At 60.3% G+C, this 16873-nt stretch carries 15 protein-coding genes and 1 tRNA gene; 11 read left to right on the plus strand and 5 right to left on the minus strand.

Annotation, left to right across the window (positions count from 1 at the left end; genetic code table 11):
- Nucleotides 1–78 precede the first annotated feature (78 nt).
- Nucleotides 79–780, minus strand: a complete 702-nt coding sequence (locus ABHT90_RS07120; protein ID WP_346982057.1) for a GntR family transcriptional regulator — start codon at nt 778–780, stop codon at nt 79–81.
- A gap of 193 nt (nt 781–973) precedes the next feature.
- Here ABHT90_RS07120 and ABHT90_RS07125 point away from each other — a divergent pair, with 193 nt between their 5' ends.
- The 3 genes from ABHT90_RS07125 to ABHT90_RS07135 all read left to right on the plus strand — a co-directional run bounded on the left by ABHT90_RS07125 (nt 974) and on the right by ABHT90_RS07135 (nt 4159).
- Entirely contained in the window at nt 974–2008 is a 1035-nt protein-coding gene (locus ABHT90_RS07125) for a YeiH family protein (RefSeq protein WP_346982058.1), read from the plus strand.
- Nucleotides 2009–2281: 273 nt separating this feature from the next.
- Complete coding sequence (locus ABHT90_RS07130) at nt 2282–3499, plus strand: helix-turn-helix domain-containing protein (RefSeq protein WP_346982059.1); 1218 nt, start codon at nt 2282–2284, stop codon at nt 3497–3499.
- Nucleotides 3500–3583: 84 nt separating this feature from the next.
- Nucleotides 3584–4159 carry a hypothetical protein gene (locus ABHT90_RS07135; protein ID WP_346982060.1) on the plus strand — a complete coding sequence of 192 codons (576 nt, stop codon included), beginning with the start codon at nt 3584–3586 and terminating at the stop codon, nt 4157–4159.
- A 55-nt stretch (nt 4160–4214) separates the two neighbouring features.
- On the opposite strand, the gene ABHT90_RS07140 is transcribed toward ABHT90_RS07135, so the two are convergent.
- The gene (locus ABHT90_RS07140) at nt 4215–4736 is read right to left on the minus strand and encodes a nitroreductase family protein (protein ID WP_346982061.1); all 522 of its coding nucleotides are present in this window, start codon (nt 4734–4736) and stop codon (nt 4215–4217) included.
- A 294-nt stretch (nt 4737–5030) separates the two neighbouring features.
- Here ABHT90_RS07140 and ABHT90_RS07145 point away from each other — a divergent pair, with 294 nt between their 5' ends.
- From ABHT90_RS07145 to ABHT90_RS07160, 4 genes are all read left to right on the plus strand, one after another.
- Nucleotides 5031–5321, plus strand: coding sequence for a hypothetical protein (locus tag ABHT90_RS07145; protein WP_006235631.1), 291 nt, complete (start codon nt 5031–5033; stop codon nt 5319–5321).
- 180 nt (nt 5322–5501) lie between these two features.
- Nucleotides 5502–6002: a MarR family winged helix-turn-helix transcriptional regulator gene (locus tag ABHT90_RS07150; RefSeq protein ID WP_346982062.1), complete on the plus strand. Its 501-nt coding sequence runs from the start codon at nt 5502–5504 to the stop codon at nt 6000–6002.
- Nucleotides 6002–7726, plus strand: a complete 1725-nt coding sequence (locus tag ABHT90_RS07155) for an ABC transporter ATP-binding protein (protein ID WP_346982063.1) — start codon at nt 6002–6004, stop codon at nt 7724–7726. Before ABHT90_RS07150 ends, ABHT90_RS07155 begins: the two co-directional genes overlap by 1 nt.
- Nucleotide 7727: 1 nt before the next feature.
- Nucleotides 7728–9728 carry an ABC transporter ATP-binding protein gene (locus ABHT90_RS07160; protein WP_346982064.1) on the plus strand — a complete coding sequence of 667 codons (2001 nt, stop codon included), beginning with the start codon at nt 7728–7730 and terminating at the stop codon, nt 9726–9728.
- A 113-nt stretch (nt 9729–9841) separates the two neighbouring features.
- Here the strand turns inward: ABHT90_RS07160 and cysE are convergent, their stop codons facing one another.
- Entirely contained in the window at nt 9842–10546 is a 705-nt protein-coding gene (gene cysE / locus ABHT90_RS07165; RefSeq protein ID WP_035138740.1) for a serine O-acetyltransferase, read from the minus strand.
- A gap of 223 nt (nt 10547–10769) precedes the next feature.
- Between cysE and ABHT90_RS07170 the strand changes: the two genes are divergently transcribed.
- On the plus strand, nt 10770–11408 hold the full coding sequence (locus tag ABHT90_RS07170; protein WP_346982065.1) for a VTT domain-containing protein: 639 nt from the start codon (nt 10770–10772) through the stop codon (nt 11406–11408).
- Between the two features lie 298 nt (nt 11409–11706).
- A complete protein-coding gene (locus ABHT90_RS07175; protein ID WP_346982066.1) occupies nt 11707–12759 on the plus strand; it encodes a branched-chain amino acid aminotransferase in 1053 nt (350 codons plus the stop codon).
- Between the two features lie 559 nt (nt 12760–13318).
- On the opposite strand, the gene ABHT90_RS07180 is transcribed toward ABHT90_RS07175, so the two are convergent.
- On the minus strand, nt 13319–13870 hold the full coding sequence (locus ABHT90_RS07180; RefSeq protein ID WP_346982067.1) for a LemA family protein: 552 nt from the start codon (nt 13868–13870) through the stop codon (nt 13319–13321).
- Nucleotides 13871–14081: 211 nt separating this feature from the next.
- Here ABHT90_RS07180 and ABHT90_RS07185 point away from each other — a divergent pair, with 211 nt between their 5' ends.
- The gene (locus ABHT90_RS07185; protein ID WP_346982068.1) at nt 14082–14666 is read left to right on the plus strand and encodes a TetR/AcrR family transcriptional regulator; all 585 of its coding nucleotides are present in this window, start codon (nt 14082–14084) and stop codon (nt 14664–14666) included.
- A gap of 3 nt (nt 14667–14669) precedes the next feature.
- Here ABHT90_RS07185 and ABHT90_RS07190 read toward each other — a convergent pair.
- Nucleotides 14670–14759, minus strand: a tRNA-Ser gene (locus ABHT90_RS07190).
- 51 nt (nt 14760–14810) lie between these two features.
- Between ABHT90_RS07190 and tadA the strand changes: the two genes are divergently transcribed.
- Nucleotides 14811–16592 carry a tRNA adenosine(34) deaminase TadA gene (tadA, locus tag ABHT90_RS07195; protein WP_346982069.1) on the plus strand — a complete coding sequence of 594 codons (1782 nt, stop codon included), beginning with the start codon at nt 14811–14813 and terminating at the stop codon, nt 16590–16592.
- The last annotated feature ends 281 nt before the right edge of the window (nt 16593–16873 follow it).

Here is a 16873-nt window from a genome sequence, read left to right on the forward strand (position 1 = left end):
CGTCAGACGGAGCCGGGCCTTTTTGTGCGGAAAAACCACCACAAAGGTGCCTGTCCCCTTTGTGGTGGTTTTGGCAGGTTAGCGGAGCTTGCTGGTCTCGAAGTACTTGGGATATTGGTCCAGGACCTCGGTCTGGTTGCGGAACATCATATGCAGGTGCTTGCTGACCAAAAAGCTCGCCTCGATGGGGGCGCGGCCGGCGATGGCGCGGCGGATTTGCTTGTGCTCGTTAACAATCTCCTGATTGTCGAGCGTCTGCGTGGCGGCGCGCAGCCAGCGGAAGCGCTCCAGGTCGGCATTGGTCTCTTCGAGCCACGACCATACGGTGCTGCGGCACGCGATGCTAAAGATCATGCGGTGCATGAGGTTGTCGCTTAAAAAGAAGCCGATGCGATCCTCCTCGGCCATGGTCTTTTCCTGCAGCGCGATGGCTCGGTCGAGCTGCTCGATGCCTGCCGAGGTGGCACGGGCGCAGCACTCCACAATCACCTGCTTTTCCAGGTGCTCGCGAATGTAGCAGGCGCTCTCGGCAAGAGTGAGGTTGATGGGCGAGACGTAGGTACCGCTCTGGGGCACGGTGCGCACCAGGCCTTCCTGCGCCAAACGAACCAAAGCCTCGCGCACAGGGGTGCGCCCCATATCTAGGTCGTCGCAAAGTTGCTTGACGCCCAGCTTTTCGCCCGGCTTGTAATCCAGGTAGACGATTTTGCGTCGAATGGTGTGGTAGGACTGGTCCTGTAGGCTCGTTTCCTGCTCGCCGACGTGCATCGATTCTTCCATAGCGCCTCACAACTGTTCTATCAAACTCATATGTCAGTTGTTAATTATGCCGCGAGTCAGCTCTCCGCGGTGGGTAATTCGGCTGTTGCCTGAGAACTATTGCGGCATCTTAGTCTGTGTTTGCGCAAGGCTGCGCTCAATGTTGCCGTATCATAAGCCGTCGCAAACGTGAAATAGAAAGAAGGAGTCCCATATGCAACTGGCAAATATCGTACGCGAGCGCTGGAAAGGCGTCTTGTTCTGCCTAATCATCGCCATTCCCGCGACGTTGCTCGGCAAACAAATTGAGGTGGTCGGCGGTCCGGTATTTGCCATCCTCTTTGGCATGGTCCTGGCGCTCGTCTTTCCCAAGAATCGTCGCGAACAGCTCGCCGCTGGCGTCACCTATACGTCCAAAAAAGTCTTGCAGTACGCGGTTATCCTGCTTGGCTTTGGCATGAACCTCTCCCAGATTCTGTCCAAGGGCGCCCAGTCGCTGCCGATTATCGTGGCGACAATCTCGACCTCGCTTGTCATCGCCTTTGTGCTCTGCCACGTTATGAACGTGCCGGGTAAGATCGCGACGCTTGTGGGCGTGGGTTCGTCGATTTGCGGCGGTTCTGCCATCGCCGCGACCGCACCTGTCATCGATGCCGACGATCGCGAGATTGCCCAGGCTATTTCGGTCATCTTCCTGTTTAACGTTATCGCGGCGCTCGTGTTTCCGACGCTCGGCGGCATGCTCGGGCTGACCAATGAGGGCTTTGGCCTGTTTGCCGGTACCGCCATCAACGACACCTCGTCGGTAACGGCTGCGGCGAGCGCCTGGGACAGCATGCATCCCGGCGCCAATGTGCTCGAGAGCGCCACGGTGGTCAAGCTCACCAGGACGCTGGCCATTATTCCCATCACGTTGGTCCTCGCATGCTGGCAGATGCATCTGGCCCGCAAGGCCGGCGGCGACGCTAAGAGCACGTTCTCGCTTAAACGCGCGTTTCCCATGTTCGTGCTGTTCTTTGTGCTGGCGAGCGTGATCACCACGGTGCTTCAGCTTCCCGCGTCCTTTACGGCGCCCATCAAGGAGCTGTCGAAGTTCTTTATCGTGATGGCCATGGCGGCTATTGGTTTTAATACCGATATCGTCGAGCTGGTCAAAAAGGGCGGCAAGCCCATCGCGCTGGGCTTTTGCTGCTGGATTGGCATTGCGTGCATGAGTTTGGGAATGCAACACGTACTGGGAATCTGGTAGAGAAGTAGCTTGTTTGCGTGCTGCGTGCTGCGTGCTGGTGAGCGCAAGCCTGCGGTGGAGCGATAGGAGCTCTTGCGGGTATGGCTTGTCCGCAGGTTTATAAGTCCCGAAGAGCTCTTATCGCCCCGCCAGGATGGCGATGCGGGGCAACACCTATACTCGCAGGACGGCGCTTTCTGCCCTATAGTGTTTGGTGAGCAATATCGTTCAATTTTGAAACACTCGGTCGTGCGACCGTCGGCGGTTGCACGTCGCTGCGGACAGGGGCAAATAATGGATAGCGATGCCAAGCTGAACATCTTGACCGAGGCCCTGGCTGCTGCCGGGGCCTCGGCATTGGCAATCGATGCGCGTGGGGACGTCGCGATCTCGACCATGAATGACGCGGCGCACGAGCGGGATGTGGCGGCTTTTGTCGCTGAGCGCCTCGACCGTATAGGAGACGGCGCGCGTCTGGTTATGGGGCGTGCGGGTGCGCGCCTGAGCCTGACCGTTCGCCCCACCGACAAAGAGGGCGGGGGCCTTTGGGTCGTCGTGGTCCGCGAGGTGCGCGGTGCCGCGGCGCATGCGGGTATCGAGTGGCTCAACGCCGACGAAGTTGAGGCCCGCTACGAATCGAGCGCGTACGGCATCGTTGAGGGGGCGGCCTCGGTGGCTGCGCCGGTTGCAGAGAGTTACGCGCGCGGTGTGCCCCTTATGCTCGAGGGCGAGCTGGGAGCGGGTCAGGTCGAGATCGCCAGGCGCCTCTATCTGGACGGTCCTTTTGCCGGTCAGCCCTTTGTTTCCGTTGCGCTCGATGAGCTCACCGAGCGCGGTTGGCGCCATGTGCTCAAAAGCGCCGAATCGCCGTTGTTCCAAACGGGGCTGACCCTTTGCATTGAGGGCTGGAACGCGGTTGGCCCCCAGCGCCTCCGCGAGCTGGTCTCCACGATGACCGACACCGCGTTGGCGACGCGCTGCCATGTGGTGCTGACAGCGAATGACATGCCGGGCGGCGGCGAAAGTGATCAAGCCGCGTTTGTGACCGAGCGCTTCGCCTGCGCGGTGAGCGTGGCGCCGGCAATCGCCGAGCAGGGAGCCGCGTCGACGAAGGTTGCGCGCTATTTGGAATATCTCGCTGACGCATTTGGGACGTCAGCGCCCACGCTGTCTGCCGCGGCGGCGAAGACGCTCGATGCTTACCGCTGGCCGCGCAATTATCTGCAGCTCCGCGAGGTCTCGGAACGACTGTATATATTGGTGGGGGCGGGCACGGTGGACCGCACTGTGGCGGAGGAAGTGCTCGCCCAAGAGGACGTGATTAAGACCGCAACCTTTGGCGCCCCGACACTCGAAAGTGACCTGTATATCCTGCGACCGCTGGCCGATACCGAGCGAGATATCGCGCATTTGGTTGTAGATCATCTCCACGGCAACCGAACCCGTGCGGCGGAGGTGCTGGGCATAAGCCGTACAACGCTGTGGCGCTTGCTGAAGGACGACGACCGTTGAGCGAGGCGCCCGTGACCGCGCGCGACGCGTGTGCTACAGTCCAAAGCGTTATTGTTTCGATTTGGTTACGGCGTGCGAGGGCAAATGGCTGAGACTTCAAAACCGAGCCGCAGAAGGCGGAGCGCCGCGCCGGTTAACCGGCGCACGACATCGGTGACGTGGGGCAAACACGCCTCGGGGTTTGATGGCTCGTTCAAACGCACTAAATATGGCTATCCATCGGCAAGCGCTCGCTTGGCCATGCAGGCCGAGTCGTCGCTGTGGGGCCGCAAGCGCGTGGTGGGCTCAAAGCTCAAGCACGACGGCACGCTCGGTTACATCAGCCGCGGGGCGGCTTGCCGCAGCGGGCTCAATCCGGCTGGTTGGCATCGTTATGTTCCGATCGCGGTCGTCGTTGCAGTGATCGTCATCGCACTCGCTGCGCTTGGCTACGCCGGCGGTGGCGCCAACTTGGACGCAGTGTTTAAATCGCCCGAGCTCGCGCATGCAGGCACAGAAGTTATCGAGGGCGCTCAGACCCAGACGGGCGTCGCGCCCCAGCGCGGTATTGTTGCGGCGGCCTCCACCATCGCCGATGCACAAAAGGACGAAGACAAGCAAGGCGACGACGCCGAAACGACCCAGACAAGCGAAGCGACGACAACTCAAATATCAACATAGCTTGCCGGCAGAAGGGGACGTTCCTTTTCTGCCGGCAGTTTGGGACACTCCTGCGCTACTTGACGTACACCACGTTGTCGCGGCGGGGTTTGGGCTCGGGTAGCGTGTCCTCGGCATAGCCCAGAATGCAGTGGCCGACGCCGCGCAGGCTGCCGTCGGCGGGCAGGCCCCAGCTGGCCAGCAGCTCCAGGCCCTCGGGCGAGTCAAAGACCTCATGCGCGCGGTGAATCCAGCACGAATCGACACCCAGTGCATAGGCGGCGTTGAGCAAGTTGCCCATGGCGAGCGAGCCGTCTTCCAGATGTGTGGGCACGCTGCGGTCAACCAACACCACAACAACGGTCTTGGCGCCATAGAAGGGGTCGCCGTTGCTGCCCATGACCTGGGCGTTGAGCTGTGAGAGACACTCGACGGTCGCGGGGTCGGTGACGGCGACAAACGTCACCGGCTGGCGGCCCATGCCGCTCGGTGCATATTGGCCGGCTTCGATAATACGTGCAAGCTTTTCGGCCTCGACGGGACGATCGCTGTAGTTGCGGCAGCTGCGGCGGTGAATGAGTGCTTCGATAGTCTCCATGGTGTCTCCTTGCGGTGGCGTTGCAGATGCCCCGTTCATACCCGCCGGGCTTAAACGATAGACGGTCAATTGCCCGGCCAAAAGGATAGATTCCAATTGGGAAAGTAGGTTTGCATAAAAGTACCTTCAGAATGTGACAAACAAATGGGATGGTTAAACGTTTTATCCCGTCTACCCTGCGGTTTTTTACCACTTGCCTAAATGACGAACGCATAACCTCTGATAAAGGTTTTACTAAAGGAGCACCAACGTTTATCAATGCGCCGTGGTGGCGCCGGGCCAGGAGGTAACATCATGTTCCAGGCTGGAGATGTCGTCGAGACCGATTTCGAAGGATTTCTGAAGCTGCTGCGTTCCAAGACGCGCGCTTTCGTGTCGATCAACGATCACGAGTACTACATCACGCACACCGATGGCTATTGGCGTGTTCAGGATTGCGAGGCCCTCAACGACAAGGGCCACTTTACTGACTGCTCCGAGCTGGTCAACACGGTCTGCGAGGTCGTCGAGCTGCCGTGGATTGCCGGCAAAAGCCTGCATGACAGCTTCTCGGGTGCTACGGTCTATGAGGCCGTCGCCGCTTAACAGCCAACACTCGATATTCTCTCGCAACCGCCGGCGCCGCCCCCGCGCCGGCGGTCTTTTTTGTCGATATGCTTATGTAGAGCCGACCATAAACAACGAGCTTGTTGACGATAGTCAAAACTCGGACTAATGTAGAGATATATAATTGGTCAAAAATCGGACAATCGAATGGTGGGATAGATGAATAGTGCGGTTACGCTGGTCGACTTCGATCGGTTGCTCAATGGACTCGACCATATCTATTCGGAGTTCTCGCGCGCCTGCGGCCTTTCGGACTGCGCCTATTGGATGCTCGTCGACACCAGCACGGCGGGCGGCAGTATTGCCGTAAGCCGTCTGACAAGCGAATGGTTCTACAGCAAGCAGACCATCAACTCGGCAATTAAAACCTTGACGGCGCGGGGCTTCGCAACGTTGGAGTTTGCCGAAGGCAGTCGTAAGAACAAGGTTGTGAGCCTGACCGGAGAGGGCAGGCGATTTGCCGAGCGTTATGCGCTGCCGGCACTCAAGGCCGAACAGCGAGCCTTTGGCGCGCTTGAGCCATGTGAGCAGCGCGAGATTATGCGCTTGATCGGCAAATTCTCTCAGGTGCTCGGCGATGAGTGCGATGCCTTTAAGCAGCATATCGCTGCCGAGAGCCAAGCCGAGAATCAAGGTGAGGGGGAGTCGTGCGACTGTTAATGAGGTTTCTAAAGCCATATCGAGGGCTTGTCGCAGTGACGCTGCTGGTGCTGCTGGTGGATAACGTCGGTACGCTGTTGGTTCCCACGATGCTGGCGAACATGGTCAACACCGGTATTACCACGGGCGATGTCGACTACATTTTACGCAACGGCCTATACATGTTTATCGCGACCAGCATGGCTAGCGGCGGCACGGTGCTGGGCTGCTATCTTTCGGCGCGCCTGGCCGCCAACGTGGCTTGCGATATCCGCAATGCCGTGTACGACAAATCGCTCGAGCTCGCGGCCAGCGATTTTGAGCGCTTTGGCACCGGATCGATGATCACGCGCTCGCTCAACGACATCAACGTGATTCAGCAGGCGATTCTGCAGACGATTCAGCTGGTGCTGCCCGTGCCGTTTTTGGCTGTGGCGGGCATCATATTCGCCTGGTTTATCGATCCCGCCATGGGCACGCTTCTGGGCGTAGTCGTTGCGATTGTGCTGGTGGCGGCGGTCTTTACGGTTGCCAACGCGGCTCCGATCTTTATGCGCCTACAGGGCTTTATCGACCGCATGAACGTGGTGCTGCGCGAGAATATTGTGGGCGTGCGCGTCATCCGTGCGTTTAACAAGGAGCGCCACGAGGAACGGCGTCTGGACGAGGTGTTTAGCGAATACGCCGCCAACGCCATCAAAGTCAACCACCTGTTTGTGGGCCTCGACAGCTCAAGCTTCTTTTTGATGAACATCGCCGAGGTGGCGGTGCTGTGGGTGGGCGGCAACCGCGTGGGCGTCCACGCCATGCAAATCGGTAGCATCTCGGCCGTGCTGGAGTACGCGATCCTGATCCTGTTCTTTGTGATGACGGCGCAGATGGTGATTCTGACGCTTCCACGCGCCGCCGCATGCCTGAACCGTGCGCAGCAGGTGTTGGAGATTGAGCCGAGCATCGTGGACGGCAAGCGCACGCTGGACACGTGCGCGGCGGAGTCTGTTGACGGTGCCGACGCGGTGGCCGTGTTCGACCACATGTCGTTCCGTTTTGACGATGCCGACGAGGATACCCTGTGCGACCTGAGCTTTGCCTGTCGCCGTGGCCAGACCACGGCGATTGTAGGCTCGACGGGTTCGGGCAAGTCGACGGTGGCCAAGCTCTTGCTTCGCTTCCACGATGCCACGAAGGGCGCCATTCGCCTGAATGGCATCGATCTGCGCGACCTTTCGCAAGACGACATCCGCGGGCGTATCGCCTATGTGCCGCAGAAGGCATGGCTGTTCTCGGGTACGGTGGCGAGCAACCTGCGCTTTGGCAACGAAGACGCGACTGAGGCTGACATGCTCCATGCGCTGGAGGTTGCCCAGAGCACCTTTGTGCTCGACCAGCCCCAGGGGCTCGATACGCCGGTGGCCCAGGGCGGCACGAACTTCTCGGGTGGTCAGCGCCAGCGCCTGGCGATTGCCCGCGCACTCATGAAGCATGCCGATCTATATATCTTCGACGACAGTTTTTCGGCCCTGGACTTTAAGACCGATGCGGCACTGCGCCATGCGCTGCAGGACGAGACGTGCGATGCCGCGGTGCTCATCATCGCCCAGCGCATCTCGACTATTTTGCATGCCGATCAGATCGTGGTGCTCAAAGACGGCGAGATCGTGGGCCTAGGCACGCACGACGAGCTCATGGAAACCTGCGAGGTGTACCGCGCAATCGCGGAATCGCAGATGAAGGGAGGTGAGTAGCATGACCGAGGAGCTCAAGAAGCAGGCCATCGCCGAGGATGCCGCGGTTGCAGAGACAGTTGAGGAGACGGGCGCCGCGCCCGGCCTGGACGAAGCCGCCAAGGCGGCGGAGCGCGAGGCTCGCCGCCAGGCACTCTACGAGGAAAACGAGCGCGCCGAGGACGAGCGCGCCCGCGCCGAGGCGGAGCGTATGCGCGACGTTGACGACGAGGATGAGGACGAGACGCCCCGCGACACCTGGGCGACGGTGCGCCGCCTGTGGAGCGAGGCCGCCGGCGACCATTGGCGCTTCTATATCGTGTTCGCGAGCATCGTGTTCTATGTCATCTTTAACACCGCGGCGCCGGCTTACAGCGCCCGCGTGATCGATGAGCTGTGGGGGCACATGAAGCTGGCATTTGCCAACAACACTACCTTCAGCATTACCTGGGAGAACTGCGGCAGGACCATCTTCATCTACTTTATGATCTGGACTGCCGCCGCCTCGTTCTACGCACTCCAGAGCTTTTTGATGTCGAGCGTTGCCGAGCGCCTCAACCTGCGCCTGCGCAACCGCATCGCACAAAAGCTCAACCGTCTGCCGCTTGCCTACTTTGACGCGCATCGTCCCGGCGAGGTCGTCAGCCGTGCGACCAACGACTTGGACAAGATGTCCGAGAGCATGCAGCGCGGCTTGCTGCAGCTTCTGGTGTCGATCGGTACCGTGGTGGGCGCCGTGAGCGTGATGTTTGTGTTTAGCGTGCCGCTCACGCTTGTCTTTTTGTTCTTTACGGCGCTTTCGCTGCTGGTGACGAAGGTCGTTTCGCGCCGCACGCACGATGTGACGGGCGAGCGCCAGGAGTGGGTGTCCAAGATTACGAGCGCGGTCGAGGAAGGATACTCGGGCCGTCTGGTAATCCGTGCGTTTAACCGCGAGCGCCAGAGCTCTGCCGAGGTACACGAGGCTTCGAAGGAGCTGGCGCGCGTGAGCACCAAGGCCGACTTTATGATTAACGCCGTCGGTCCCGCGGTGCGCTTTATCGGCCGCTTGGCGCAAATCGTGATTGCGCTGGTGGGCTGCAGCATGCTGGTTGCCGGGCATATGACCGTCGGCGTGTTCCAGGCGTTCTTCCAGTTTATCTATGAGGCGTCCGAGCCCATGACGCAGCTGTCGTTTACCTTTAACTCGCTGCAGAGCGCGCTGGCGAGCGCCGAGCGCGTGTTCGACCTGCTCGATGAGCCCGAGATGGAGGCCGATCCGCTGCCGGACGAGGCCGCCAAGCTGCCGGGCCGCGTGGAGGGCCGCGTCTCCTTTGAGCACGTGCGCTTTGGCTATGCGCCCGATAAGCCGCTCATGCGCGACGTGTCGTTTACCGCCGAGCCGGGCCAGAAGATTGCCGTGGTGGGAACCACGGGCGCAGGCAAGACGACGCTCATCAACCTGCTCATGCGCTTTTACGAGATCGACGGCGGCCGCATTACGCTTGACGGTGTGGATACGCGCCTCATGGACCGCGGTGAGCTACGGCAGCAGTTTGGCATGGTGCTGCAGGACGCCTGGCTATTCGATGGCACGATTGCCGAAAACATCGCCTACGGCTGCCCCGAGGCAACGCGCGAGGAGATCGTGGCCGCCGCTCGTGCCGCGCAGGTCGACTTTTTCGTGCGCACTATGCCGCAGGGCTACGACACGCGTGTGGCTAACGATGCCGAGAGCATTAGTCAGGGCCAACGCCAGCTGCTGACCATTGCGCGCGTGCTGCTCAACAACCCGGCGATTCTCATCCTGGACGAGGCGACCTCAAGCGTGGATACGCGCACCGAGCTTGCCATCGGCCGTGCCATGGACGCGCTTATGCGCGGGCGCACGAGCTTTGTGATCGCGCATCGCCTGTCGACGATCGTGGACGCCGACCTGATCTTGGTCATGGACCACGGCAACATTATCGAGCAGGGCACGCATAAGGAGCTGCTCGCAGCCGAGGGCGCTTATGCCGACCTCTATCTGAGCCAGTTCGCATAATGTGACAAAGGGACAGTCCCACATGTCGCATCAACGCAAAGGCGCGCCGGGGATGAATTCCCTGGCGCGCCTTCTTGCGTTGATACCGATGTCGTTTTGTGCCGCTTGCGTTCCTAGCGCTCGTCCACGAGCTTGGCGACGAGGGCTTTGAGCTCGGCCACCTCTCGCTCGAGTTCCTTGACGCGGCGAGCGTTCTCGGTGATGCCCTGGCGGTTGAGCGCGGACTGCTCGGCGGCGTCATCGGGCATGTACTCGCGATGCTGCTTGGCGTCGAAACTCTCCTCGAACACGCGGCAGCCGTTGCGCTTGATGATGCGTCCCGGCACGCCCACGACGGTGCAGTTGTCGGGCACGTCCTTAACGACGACCGAGTTGCCGCCGATTTTGACGTTGTTGCCGATGCGGATGTTGCCGAGCACCTTGGCGCCCGTGCCCACGGTGACGTTGTTGCCTAGGGTGGGGTGGCGCTTGCCGGTCTCGTTGCCGGTACCGCCGAGCGTGACGCCCTGGTAGAGCACGCAGTTGTCACCCACAATGGTGGTCTCGCCGATGACGACGCCCATGGCGTGGTCGATAAAGAAATGCTTGCCGATCTGTGCGGCGGGATGAATCTCGACGCCGGTGATGTGACGGGTGATTTGCGAGAGCACGCGGGCGAGCGAGCGATGACCGTGCTCCCAGAGCCAGTGCTCGGGCACGTGGTTCCACTTGGCGTGCAGGCCAGGATAGGAAAGGAAGATGACCAGACCGTTTTGCGCGGCGGGGTCCTGCGCTTGGACGGTCTTGATGTCCTCGCGAATGGTATTGATAAAGCTCACCGGCCGCCCTCCCTTAGCGCCATGGCAATGCGATTCAATAAAGTATAGCGATTCGCTAGGGATTAGGAAGGACAATCTTGGCGGCATTGCGCGACAGGTGTCAGTTATGCAAACTTGCTGGTAATGGAGTCATGCTTTTGTGGGGTTGCGCACGAGGGGACGCCGCAACCGTATACTGGTCAACTTGGACGTATCCGCGCCCACAACTGAGAGGTTTTACTTCATGGGTTTCATTAATTTTATCGCCGAGCTGCTCAAAGACCCGCGCACCGCGATTGCCAGCTGGATCGCCGCCGGCCCGCTTATGGCCTACGGCTGCGTGTTCCTGATCATCTTTATCGAGACGGGCGTGGTGTTCTTCCCGTTCCTTCCCGGTGATTCGCTGCTGTTTGCTTCGGGCTTCTTTGCCCACAACGGTGGCTTTAACATCGTGGCTTTGCTGGCCGTCGCATGGGCTGCTGCCATCTTGGGCGATCAGTGCAACTTTATGATCGGTCACTTCTTTGGCCGCAAGATCATCGCTTCGGGTAAGGTCAAGGCCATGACGCCCGAGCGCATTAAAAAGTCCGAGGACTTCTTGGACAAGTGGGGCCACCTGGCCATTTTCCTCGGCCGCTTCTTCCCGTTTATCCGCACCTTTGTGCCCTTTATCGCCGGCATGGGCGGCATGCACTGGCGCAACTTTGTCATCTTTAACGTGCTGGGTGGCATTACCTGGTCAACGCTCTTTACGCTGCTGGGCTACTTCTTTGGCGGCATTCCCTTTGTGCAGGAGCACTTTGAGCTGCTGATTATCGGCATCGTTACCGTGTCGATCATCCCGACCGTGGTCGGTCTGGTCAAGGCTAAGCTGGGTAAATAGAACGCGTAGCTCGAGCCAGCGCGCAAACCGTGCAGTTGAGGCCCGTCGCCGTTTACGGTGGCGGGCCTCTTCAGCTTCGGTCAAATGAAATTACTTTAGTTAGTTAAAGAAAAACGTTTTATCCGACGCGCGTGCGGAGTACAATCTCGTGCATGCGAATCGACGTGCCATCGGTTTTGATGCTGTTCGCGTGTCCCGTCCGGCTCTACGCTCCGGGCGTGCGACGTTGCGACGCGGTCGGCCTCGGTCCTTGCGTGCGGGTTCGCGAGTTTGCAACTGTGTATGTAAGGAGCGACATATGACTGTCGAGAAGAAGGATATCGATTGGGGTAGCCTCGGCTTTGGCTACATGAAGACCGATTACAGCTACGAGGCCCATTGGAAGGACGGCGAGTGGGACGAGGGCGGCCTGACCACCGACCACACCCTGCATGTCTCCGAGTGCGGCGGCATCTTCCATTACTGCCAGGAAGTCTTTGAGGGCCTGAAGGCTTACACCGCCGAGGACGGCAGCATCGTCTGCTTCCGTCCCGACATGAACGCCGAGCGCATGTACAACTCTGCGCAGCGCCTCGAGATGCCCCCGTTCCCCAAGGACAAGTTCGTTGAGGCCGTCAAGCAGGTCGTTTCTGCCAACGCCGCCTGGGTTCCGCCCTTCGGCTCTGGCGCGACCCTGTACGTGCGTCCGTTTATGATCGGCTCCGGTGACGTGATCGGCGTGGCTCCCGCTCCTGAGTACACGTTCCGTATTCTCGTGACCCCGGTCGGTCCGTACTTTAAGGGTGGCCTCAAGCCCGTCAAGCTGCGCGTTTCCGAGTACGACCGTGCCGCACCGCACGGCACCGGCAACATCAAGGCCGGCCTGAACTACGCCATGTCCCTTAAGCCCACGATGGAGGCCCATCACGAGGGCTATGCCGAGAACCTGTATCTCGACTCCGAGTCCCGCACCTATGTCGAGGAGACCGGTGGCGCCAACGTCCTGTTCGTGAAAGAGGATGGCACGCTCGTCGTTCCGCAGTCGCACACCGACTCCATCCTGCCCTCCATCACCCGTCGTTCGCTCGTTCAGGTCGCTCAGGACCTGGGCATGACCGTTGACCAACGTCCCGTCGAGTGGGCCGAGGTCAAGGCCGGTACCTTTGTCGAGTGCGGTCTGTGCGGCACCGCTGCCGTCATCTCCCCGGTGGGCGAGATTGACAACAAGGTCTATGGCGCCGACGAGACCGTGACCTTCCCGGCTGGCTACACCGAGATCGGCCCCGTGATGAAGAAGCTCCGCGAGACCCTGACGGGCATCCAGTCCGGTGCTGTCGAGGACAAGCACAACTGGGTTTACACCGTCGCGTAATTAGCCTTTCCTGTCCGGGCAGAGAGTAAGCTCCCTCCCGGCGCGTCCTCGGACATGCAAGAAGCCCTCGCTGCGCACTTCGTGCGGCGAGGGCTTCTTGCGTCCTGCGGAGTGCGCCGGGAGGGAGCTTGCTCTCCGCCCTGCGGGCTCGGCGTTGCCACAACGGGCAATAATTAATCTGAATAAACATGGCGCGCGGCCTTTTAAGCCGCGCTTGTGTTTTGCTTCGCGCCATGTGGGGGCGGTGGCGACGTGCATTTTTGCGAGTATTCTGCAATCGAAGGCCCCTGCATACCGACCTCGGGCAAAAAATCGGGATTTCTCGATGTTTTCTACGGATGATGGGCGGGGTTATGGGCTGACAGCGTTTGATTTGCAGGGATATTCGCGGTCTTTGGCATTTATCGTGGCGCCCGAAGCTCTTGGTTATGTTGAATACTCCTAAAAATGCACGGCGCTTAGAGGGGGACCTTCGCGAAAAAAGAAACCGCCCCGTCGAAGTATGCATTCGACGGGGCGGTTTATGCATTTGGCCGATTAAGGATGCGCTGTCAAACTACTAGAACTTGACGGTCGGGGCCTGGCGGGCTGCTTCGGCGGCCTCGAAGCCCTGGCGCTCCTTAAACTGAAAGATGCCGGCAAAGATGACAGCCGGGAACGTCTGAATGGCGTTGTTGTAGCTGAGCACGCAATCGTTGTAGCTCTGGCGTGCGTAGCCAATCTTGTTCTCGGTATCCTCGAGCGATGCCTGCAGCTGCGTAAAGTTGGTGTTTGCCTTAAGATCGGGATAGGCCTCGGCTACGGCGAAGAGCTGGCGCAGCGCACCGGTCAGCACGTTGTCGGCTTCCATCTTGGCCTCGGGCGTGGTGGCCTTGACGGCGGTGTTACGCGCGCTGATCACGGCGGAGAGCGTCTCCTGCTCGTGCTTGGCGTAGCCCTTGACGGTCTCGACCAGGTTGGGGATCAGGTCGTTGCGGCGCTGCAGCTGCGTATCGATGTTCTGCCAGGCGTTATCGATACGGTTGCGCTTGGTGACCATGTTGTTGTAGATGCCGGCGATGGCGCAGACAATCACAATGACAACAACGATGCCGATGATGACGGGAAGCATGATGTCTCCGTTTCGAATGGCCGCGGCGGCATGCGCCAGCTGCCGTTGGTATAACGCTACTAGTATACCCGCAACGTTTTGCCGTGCCGAACTTTCCGGTAAGCGTTGTGTTTTCGGCGGGGCCGGCACCGGGGCAAAGCGCGCGAGGTACAGGTGTAAGATATGCGACAGATTGACGAGTGTTGTCTTTGCCCTGAGGATGGCGATACCAGTGGACCTTCGCATTAAGAAAACCTACCGCTCCCTGTTCGATGCCTTTACCGAGCTTTTGGAAGAGCATCGTTTTGAGGACCTGACGGTTGCCATGCTGTGCGACCGTGCTATGATTCGCCGCACGACGTTCTACAAGCACTTTCGCGACAAGAACGATTACTTTGCCTTTTATATCGATGAGCTCATGTCGGGCTTGCCGCAAAAACAGCCCGATGAGGCCGGCGCGGTGTCTGCCGAGGACGTGCACGCGCTTCGGCACGCGATTTTGGACGATGCCATGGATTTGATTCTTGCGCACGAGCAGCTCATGGATAACATTTTGGCAAGCAGCATGTCGGGCATGTTGACCAATGTTATTTGCGACCGCATTGCCCGCTCCATCCGCGAGCGTGTGATGAACGTGCTTGCCGAGGATGCCCTGGCCCCCGTGTCACTCGAGACGACGTCTGAGTTTGTCGCCGGCGGTATTATTCGACTTTTCACGATATGGTGGGAATCGGGCCACGATCTTGAGCGTCGACCTGAGATAGCCGACGTGGTCGATGCACTGTTTGAGCGGACCATGACACCGGTGCATCACTAAAAGTGGCGGAGAGAGGGGGATTCGAACCCCCGGAACGCTCTCGCGCTCAACGGTTTTCAAGACCGCCGCATTCAACCGCTCTGCCATCTCTCCGTGAGTCGTAATGATAGCATCGTTTTGAATTTGCAACAGGGAAGGCGAACGATGACGATCACCGAAATCGACGAGAAGTTCATGCGCGAGGCGCTGGCGGAGGCGCGAGCCGCCGCGGCGGTGGGCGAGGTGCCCATCGGAGCCGTAGTGGTGCGCGACGGTGAGATCGTCGCGCGGGCGCATAATCGTCGCGAGCTCGACCAGGACCCTTCGGCTCATGCCGAGTTTGCGGCCGTGTGCGCCGCTGCCCAGGCGCTTGGCCGCTGGCGCCTTTTCGACTGTACGGTTTATGTGACGTTGGAACCCTGCTGCATGTGCGCGGGCCTTATGGTCAACGCGCGCGTGGGGCGCTGCGTGTATGGCGCGAGTGATGCCAAGGCGGGCGCGCTGGGTTCGCTGTATGACCTGAATGCCGATTCGCGCCTGAATCATCGGTTTAACGTGACGGCTGGGGTCCTGGCGGATGAGTGTCGTGAGGTGTTGAGCGACTATTTTAGTGGGCTGCGTGGCGCCGATGGTGCTGGCTGCGGTTGTGGGGCCGATCTTGAGGCGCACGCCGCTCATGCCGAGGCACTCGCGTGTGCCGAAGATATTGCCGTTGAGGCGGCCGACTTTGGCCCCGTGCAGCGGCGGCCCCGCCGTGTGCTGCTGGCGATCGACTCCTTTAAGGGCAGCGTTTCGAGCGCGCAGGCGGAGGCGGCGGTTGCCGAGGGCATGCGCCGTGTGTGGTCCGATGCCCAGGTGGCTACGTTGCCGCTGGCAGATGGCGGTGAGGGAACGCTCGATGCCGTTGCCGCCTGCGGTGGCGAGCTTGTGACCTGCGAGGTTGCAGGCCCCTTGGGCGACCGCGCGTCTGCCCGGATGCTGGTGGACGGCGAGCGCGAGTCCGCGGTCATCGAGATGGCCGAGGCGGCGGGTATTGGGTACTCGCCCTGTACAGAATCGGCGGCGCTTGCGGCTTCGACCTATGGCGTGGGCGAGCTCATGCTTCGCGCGGTTCGCACGGGCGCAAAGACTATCTATATTGGTTTGGGCGGCAGTGCCACCAACGATGGTGGCGCCGGCATGCTGCAGGCGCTGGGCGCGCGTGTGGTCGATGATCAGGGATGCGATGTCGCCCCCGGTCTTGCCGGCCTTGAGCAGGTGGCGAGCGTTGATCTGGCGCCCGCGCTGCAGGCTTTGGATGATGCTCGTATCGTTGTGCTTTCCGATGTCGAGAATCCGCTCGTGGGGCGTCGAGGCGCACTGGCGGTGTTCGGCGGGCAGAAGGGCCTGCCGGTGGATGATGTCGAGGTGCTGCGCAGATACGACGGCTGGATGGTCGGCTACGGTCGCTTGCTCGATGCGGCGATTGCCAGAGCTCGAGCCCAGGGGTTGTTGCGCACACCCGAGGGTGCTCGGACATTTGGCTCGGTGCTCGGAGTGCCCGGTGCCGGTGCCGCAGGCGGCCTGGGTGCCGCGCTGCTGGCGCTCGGGGCGGAGCTGCGTTCGGGCGTGGAGACGGTGTTCGATCTCGTGGGGTTTGACGAGCGCGTGCGCGATGTCGACCTGGTCATAACGGGCGAGGGCAATATGGATGAGCAGTCCGCCGCCGGTAAGGCGCCGGTGGGTGTGGCCCGTCGTGCGAAGCGATATGGCAAGCCGGTGATTGCTGTCGTGGGCGGTCGCGCTGATAACCTGGATGCGGTGTATGGGCAAGGCATCGACCTTGTACTGCCGATTTGCCGCAAACCCATGGGCCTGGAACAGGCACTCGATCCGCAAGAAGCCACAACCAACCTCATCTGCGCCGGCGAAGCGGCCGCTCGATCCTACGACCTTGGCCGTATCTAAAACCCATCCCCTCGATAAGTCGCGGTGAAATACGGAGCGTTTTTGCCTTTAAGGGGCCAATTCAGTCCGTATTCCACCGCAACTTCGAGAATGGCCATTCGAGGTTGACCGCCTTGTGCCTTGGGTCGGACCGTTTGCCACGAAATGCGGCCATCTACTACGTTAAACCGGCCACCTTCGACCATCCCGGAATTTGCAAAAACAAAACCGACGCTCCTATAAGTTGTCAAGAGGCAGTTTGCGGGAGCGCTCTCTCCAATTCGCACAGGAGCTCGTAATAC

Origin of the sequence: Collinsella aerofaciens, from assembly GCF_039758815.1 — a bacterium.
Lineage (GTDB): Bacteria > Actinomycetota > Coriobacteriia > Coriobacteriales > Coriobacteriaceae > Collinsella > Collinsella aerofaciens_BP.